The organism is Rhizobium sp. NXC24, assembly GCF_002944315.1.
GTDB lineage: Bacteria > Pseudomonadota > Alphaproteobacteria > Rhizobiales > Rhizobiaceae > Rhizobium.
Map to the genome: position 1 here is coordinate 4,155,897 of NZ_CP024311.1, position 6,549 is coordinate 4,162,445.

Annotated in this window: 5 protein-coding genes; all 5 read right to left on the bottom strand. The window is 57.0% G+C overall.

Features of this window, described 5'->3' with window-relative positions:
- Positions 1–22: 22 nt before the first annotated feature.
- The 5 genes from mnmG to hemE all read right to left on the bottom strand — a co-directional run bounded on the left by mnmG (position 23) and on the right by hemE (position 6,540).
- Complete coding sequence (gene mnmG / locus NXC24_RS20290) at positions 23–1,903, bottom strand: tRNA uridine-5-carboxymethylaminomethyl(34) synthesis enzyme MnmG (protein WP_104825281.1); 1,881 nt, start codon at positions 1,901–1,903, stop codon at positions 23–25.
- Positions 1,904–2,011: 108 nt separating this feature from the next.
- Positions 2,012–3,331 carry a tRNA uridine-5-carboxymethylaminomethyl(34) synthesis GTPase MnmE gene (gene mnmE / locus NXC24_RS20295; protein WP_199773505.1) on the bottom strand — a complete coding sequence of 440 codons (1,320 nt, stop codon included), beginning with the start codon at positions 3,329–3,331 and terminating at the stop codon, positions 2,012–2,014.
- 149 nt (positions 3,332–3,480) lie between these two features.
- Positions 3,481–4,746, bottom strand: coding sequence for a transcription termination factor Rho (rho, locus tag NXC24_RS20300; protein ID WP_004127423.1), 1,266 nt, complete (start codon positions 4,744–4,746; stop codon positions 3,481–3,483).
- A 200-nt stretch (positions 4,747–4,946) separates the two neighbouring features.
- The gene (hemJ, locus tag NXC24_RS20305) at positions 4,947–5,501 is read right to left on the bottom strand and encodes a protoporphyrinogen oxidase HemJ (protein ID WP_104824926.1); all 555 of its coding nucleotides are present in this window, start codon (positions 5,499–5,501) and stop codon (positions 4,947–4,949) included.
- 4 nt (positions 5,502–5,505) lie between these two features.
- Complete coding sequence (hemE, locus tag NXC24_RS20310; RefSeq protein ID WP_104824927.1) at positions 5,506–6,540, bottom strand: uroporphyrinogen decarboxylase; 1,035 nt, start codon at positions 6,538–6,540, stop codon at positions 5,506–5,508.
- Between the last annotated feature and the right edge of the window lie 9 nt (positions 6,541–6,549).

Below are 6,549 nucleotides of genomic sequence, written 5' to 3' on the forward strand. Positions count from 1 at the left end.
AGGACTCTCACACCTTGCAATATCAGGAAACGAGCTTCTGCTCTTCCGCCTCGACGTGCTTCCGCAGATGGGCCAACAAAAGCGATATGGCCGCCGGCGTCATCCCGTCGACACGCGACGCTTGTGCAATATTCTTCGGGCGCGCAGCCGTCAACTTCTGCTTCAGCTCGTTCGATAGACCGGACAAGACGGAAAAATCGAAGCCCATCGGAATTACGCGCTCTTCTTCGCGTCGCACCTGCACGATGTCCGAAGTCTGGCGATCCATATAGACTGCATAGGCAGCTTCGATCTCGACAGCTTCAACGACGCGGCCCTCGATCGATCGCAACTCCGGCCACAGGCCAGACAGTGAGTCAACGGATTGACCCGGATAGGATAGAAGATCATATGCCGATCGGCGCTGACCATCCTTATTCAGATGCAGCCCGGCTTTTGCCGCTTCCGTCGGCGTGACACTCAAACTCTTCAATTGAGCCCGAGCTTGCTCGAGCTTCTCCATATAGATTTTGAACCGCTCGCCGCGATTCACATCGACGCAACCAATAGACATCCCCAGCGGTGTCAGCCGAACATCAGCGTTATCGGCTCGCAGGGACAAACGATATTCTGCGCGAGAGGTGAACATGCGATAGGGTTCGGCCACTCCACGAGAGGTGAGGTCGTCGATCATTACTCCAATATAGGATTCCGTGCGGCTGAGCTTCACAGCCTCTCCGCCGGAGGCTAAGCGAGCGGCGTTCAGGCCGGCAATCAAGCCCTGTGCTCCAGCTTCCTCGTAACCCGTGGTTCCATTGATTTGCCCAGCCAAAAACAGACCGGGAATCTTCATGACTTCGAGCGATGGCTTCAATTCGCGGGGATCGACATGATCATATTCGATCGCGTAGCCGCACTGCAGAATTCGGACTCGTTCCAGACCCGGAATGGTTCTGATAAATGCATCCTGTACGTCCTCGGGAAGCGAGGTCGATATGCCGTTGGGATAGACGGTCGTATCGTCGAGCCCCTCCGGCTCCAGAAAAATCTGGTGACCGTCGCGCTCGCCGAACTTAACGATCTTGTCTTCGATCGATGGACAATAACGCGGACCCACACCCTCGATCTGGCCGGAATACATCGCCGACCGCAGGAGGTTGTCCGCAATGATCTTGTGCGTTGCCGGTGTTGTCCGCGTCACCCCGCATTCGATTTGCGGAGTCGTAATGGCATCCGTCATGAAAGAGAAGGGCACGGGCTCGTCATCAGCGCCTTGGCGGCCCACGGAATCCCAGTCAATGGTCGTGCTATCCAAGCGCGCCGGCGTCCCGGTCTTCAAACGGCCGAGCGCCAGACCATAACGATGAAGCGTGGCGGATAGGCCCATCGAGGGTTCCTCGCCAACTCGGCCGGCCGGGATCTTTCTATCACCAATATGGATCAAGCCACGGAGAAAGGTCCCGGTCGTCAGAACGACAGCACCACATCGAAGGATGCGGCCATTCTTTAGAATCACCGCGGAAACGCGGTCACTTTCTATGGCGAGATCAAAGGCATCCCCTTCGATCACGTCCAGGTTTTCGATCGCGTCGATCTCACGCTGCATGGCGAGACGATAGAGCTTCCGGTCTGCCTGGGTGCGCGGACCGCGAACGGCCGGACCCTTCTTCCGGTTCAGCATGCGGAACTGAATACCTGCCGCATCCGCGACGCGGCCCATTAGACCATCGAGGGCGTCGATCTCGCGAACCAGGTGACCCTTGCCCAGGCCGCCGATCGCGGGATTGCACGACATCACACCAATCGTATCGCGTTTATGGGTGACGAGCCCGGTCTGCGCGCCCAGACGGGCGGCTGCGGCCGCAGCTTCACTGCCCGCATGTCCACCACCAACAATAATCACATCATATATTTTATCGAGCATCGTAAAGCCCTCGGTATTGCCGTCTGTTTGGCACACCAAAATCAGGAGTCAAGAAGGTTTCACGTGAAACGTTTTCCACAGCGTACCTAACGCCGTGTTTCACGTGAATCATTTGCCGATACAGAATTCGGAAAAGATAACATCAAGCAAATCCTCGACATCTACCCTTCCGGTGATGCGGCCTAAACTGTGCGCAGCCTGCCGCAGGAACTCCGCGCGTATATCCAAGCCTGCAGCATTGAAGGTCACGGCCTGGTTCAGTGCCTCCAGACTTTCCGCAAACAGCGTCCGATGCCGCAAGCGGCTTGGCAAAGCCAATGAAAGTGCTGATGACCGCGTTAGCAAATCGTTAACCAACAATTGATGCAGTTCGGCCAAGCCTGCGCCAGTCGTGGAAGAAATGCGAAGATCGTAATCTTCACCACCAATCGGATGTATGTCCGATTTAGTGCCTATTCGAAAGACTTTTCCGTCAAATCCGTCGAATTTGGTTTGCGGGGCAGACCCTATCTCAGCCAACGACAGAATAATATCCGCCTCCGACGCTGTCTTCAGCGCCCGCCGGATCCCCTCGCGTTCAATGACTTCCTCCGTGTCCCGCAAGCCGGCAGTGTCATAGAGCCTGACCGCATATCCCTCGATATTGAGATCGACATGGAGAACGTCACGCGTGGTTCCAGCAATATCCGTCACGATCGCCACCTCGCGGCGCGCCAGTGCGTTCATCAAGCTCGACTTGCCGGCGTTCGGCGCGCCGGCGATAACGACTTTTAACCCATCCCGGACAATCTCGCCCAAATCGGCCCCAGCAAGATGTGTTGACAATTCGGATTGCAGCTTTGCCATATCCGTCCAGACCAGATCGGATACCGAACCTGGCACATCATCCTCATCCGCAAAATCCAGCTCCGCCTCGATAAGAGCCCGAGCGCGTGTCAAACGATCCGCCCATCCCTCATAAAGCTTTGAAAGACCGCCCGCCGCGTGTTCCACAGCCAACCGGCGCTGCATTTCCGTCTCGGCTGCGATGAGATCGGCCAAGCCTTCGATTTCCACCAGATCCATCTTGCCATTTTCAAGGGCGCGACGCGAAAATTCGCCATGTTCCGCCAAGCGGCAGCCTTTAATGCCGGCGAGCTCCTTGAGAAGCGCAGCCACAACCGCTTTGCCGCCATGAACGTGAATCTCGGCACAATCCTCCCCGGTAAAGGAAGCTGGAGCGGGGAAAATAAGGACTAAGCCTCGGTCAATCACGAGACCATTTCGAGTCCGAATCGTTTTCAGCGCCGCTTGCCGCGGCTTCGGCAACGCTCCGACGAGCGCCTTGGTCGCCGCCAGAGCCTCCGAACCGCTGATGCGGACGACTCCGACGCCCGCCGGGAGACCGCCGCTGGAAAGCGCAAAGATCGTATCGCTGGAGTGCTGCATAGAATTGATCCGCATCCGAATCGAATTGGCCGAGATCGACTTTCAAAGCCTACGGCACATGCTTACAAACAAAATCGGGCCGCATAAAGCGACCCGATCAAATTCACAGGATACCCGGCGCTCAGATGAACGATGAATCCGGCTAAGGATTACGTGTTCATTGAATCGAAGAAGTCCGGATTGTTCTTCGTCTGCTTCAGCTTGTCGATCAAGAATTCGATCGCATCCGTAGTGCCCATAGGCGCAAGGATACGGCGGAGAACAAAGATCTTCTGCAGATCCTGGCGCGGAACCAGCAAGTCTTCCTTACGGGTGCCGGACTTCAGAATATCCATCGCCGGGAAGATGCGCTTATCGGCAACCTTGCGGTCGAGGACGATTTCCGAGTTGCCGGTTCCCTTGAATTCTTCGAAGATCACTTCGTCCATGCGGCTGCCGGTGTCGATCAGCGCCGTCGCAATGATCGTCAGCGAACCACCCTCTTCGATGTTACGGGCGGCACCAAAGAAACGCTTCGGACGCTGCAGGGCGTTGGCGTCAACACCACCGGTCAGAACCTTACCGGATGAGGGGACGACCGTGTTATAAGCGCGGCCAAGACGGGTGATCGAATCGAGCAGGATGACGACGTCGCGACCATGTTCGACAAGGCGCTTAGCCTTTTCGATGACCATTTCGGCGACCTGTACGTGGCGAACGGCGGGTTCATCGAAGGTCGACGAAATGACTTCGCCGCGCACGGAACGCTGCATATCCGTCACTTCTTCCGGACGTTCGTCGATCAGAAGAACGATCAGATAGCAATCCGGATGATTGGCGGTGATCGAATGCGCGATGTTCTGCAGCAGCACCGTCTTACCGGTGCGCGGCGGTGCTACGATCAGGCCGCGCTGACCCTTGCCGAGCGGCGCCACGAGATCGATGACGCGCGGCGACAAGTCCTTCGAGGTCGGAACGTCGAGCTCCATGCGGAAGCGCTCGTTCGGATAAAGCGGCGTCAGGTTATCGAAATGCACCTTGTGACGAATCTTTTCCGGATCGTCGAAATTGATGGTGTTGACCTTGAGCAGCGCGAAATAGCGCTCGCCTTCCTTCGGTCCGCGGATCGGCCCCTCGACCGTATCGCCCGTCTTCAGCGAGAAGCGGCGGATCTGCGATGGAGAGATATAGATATCGTCCGGACCCGGCAAATAATTGGCATTGGCGGAACGCAGGAAGCCGAACCCGTCCTGCAGGACCTCGACAACGCCTTCGCCGATAATTTCCACGTCCTGGCTGGCAAGCACCTTCAAAATGGCAAACATCAGTTCCTGTTTGCGCATCGTGCTTGCATTTTCGACCTCGAGCGATTCGGCAAAGGCCAAGAGATCGGTCGGGGATTTGTTCTTAAGTTCTTGAAGCTTCATTTCAGCCATGAAGGGATTTACTCTGTTTTAGAAGGGGAAAGGCAATGTTGGTCGTATTCAGAACCGCGATGAGGGTGTTCGCGGGCGACAGAACTGATACATGCCACGAAGAAGAGATGGCGGGAAAATAGCGATTCACTTTCGGCCCCGCAAGGGGGGCTGGCAAAATGAAGGAAATTTAAGTTTCGCGTTAAGTTCTGCGTCTTATATCACGCAAACGGCTTCACCACGACCAGAATGACGATCAGGATCATCAGCACCGTCGGCGCCTCGTTCATGAACCGCCAATAGCGAGCCGAATGCCGGTTTTCATCGCGCGCAAAGGCGCGAACGGCGCGGCTGAAGAACATATGGACGATGGTCAGCAGCACGACAAGGCCAATCTTGGCATGCAGCCAACCGCCGTGGAAATCGTAAACCGACCAGGCGAGATAGAGCCCGAAAATCCAGGTCAGCATCATTGCCGGCGTCATGATCACCCGCAAAAGCCGGCGCTCCATCACCTTGAAGGTTTCCGACTGCTGCGAACCGGGCTCGGCATCGGTGTGATAGATGAAAAGCCTCGGCATATAGAAGAGCCCGGCCATCCACGAGATCACCGCGATGATATGAAAGGCCTTGATCCAGAGATAGAGATTGTCCGGATGCCAGGCAAACAGGCCGATCGCCAATGCCGCGAACAGCAGGATCATGAAATAGGCGCGCCGGCTGGCGTATGCGCCGGCGCGAGGATCTATCTGCTTTTCTCCCGATTGCTCGTTCATCTCGTCAGCCCTTCCATCCACGCACGCGCTCGACCAAGGCGGCGACATCGGATGGATCGGCCTGCGGCGTGATGCCGTGGCCAAGATTGAAGATCAGCGGACCATGGCCGAGATGCTGCAGAATATCGTCAATCCCATCGCTAAGAGCCTTACCGCCGGCAACGACACGCATCGGATCGAGATTGCCCTGCACCGGTCCTTCCTGTTGCAGCTCCCTCGCAAAGCTTAGCGGCACCGACCAGTCGAGACCGATCGCATCGGCTCCTGTCTTCTGCCGGTAGGTTTTCAGCAGATAGCCCGCGCCCTTGGCAAAGGCGATGATCCGCGCCTGCGGCCGCCGTGCCTTGACCGAAGCGATCATTCTGGCAACCGGCTTGATGGCAAAAGCCTCGAACTCCGTTTCACCGAGCACGCCCGCCCAGGAATCAAAGATCTGCACCGCATCCGCGCCAGCATCGATCTGCGCCACCAGGTAGTCAGCGGAAATATCGGCAAGCAGCATCAACAGATGCTCGAATGCCTTTGGATGCCGGTAGGCGAAAAGCCGGGCAGGGGCCTGATCCGGTGTGCCATGGCCGGCGATCATGTAGGTCGCGACCGTCCAGGGCGCACCGCAGAACCCGAGCAGCGTCGTCTCCTCGGGCAGTTCGCTCCGCAGCCGCCGTACCGTCTCCATCACCGGAGCCAGATGATCAATGACGCCGTCGGTCTTCAACGCCGCAATACCGGCTTCGTCGATCGGATCCATCTCGGGACCATGCCCCTCGGTAAAACGCACATTGCGTTTCAGCGCATCAGGGATCACCAAGATATCGGAGAACAGGATTGCAGCGTCAAAGCCATACCGCCGGATCGGCTGCAACGTCACTTCGACCGCATGTTCAGGGGTATAACAGAGCTCGAGAAAGCTCCCGGCCTTTGCCCTTGTCTCCCGATACTCCGGAAGATAGCGGCCAGCTTGGCGCATCAGCCAGAGAGGGGGAGGGGTCAGCGTTTCACCACTGAGCACTCTCATGATCTTCCGGCGTTCATCGCTCAAAGACGTCAT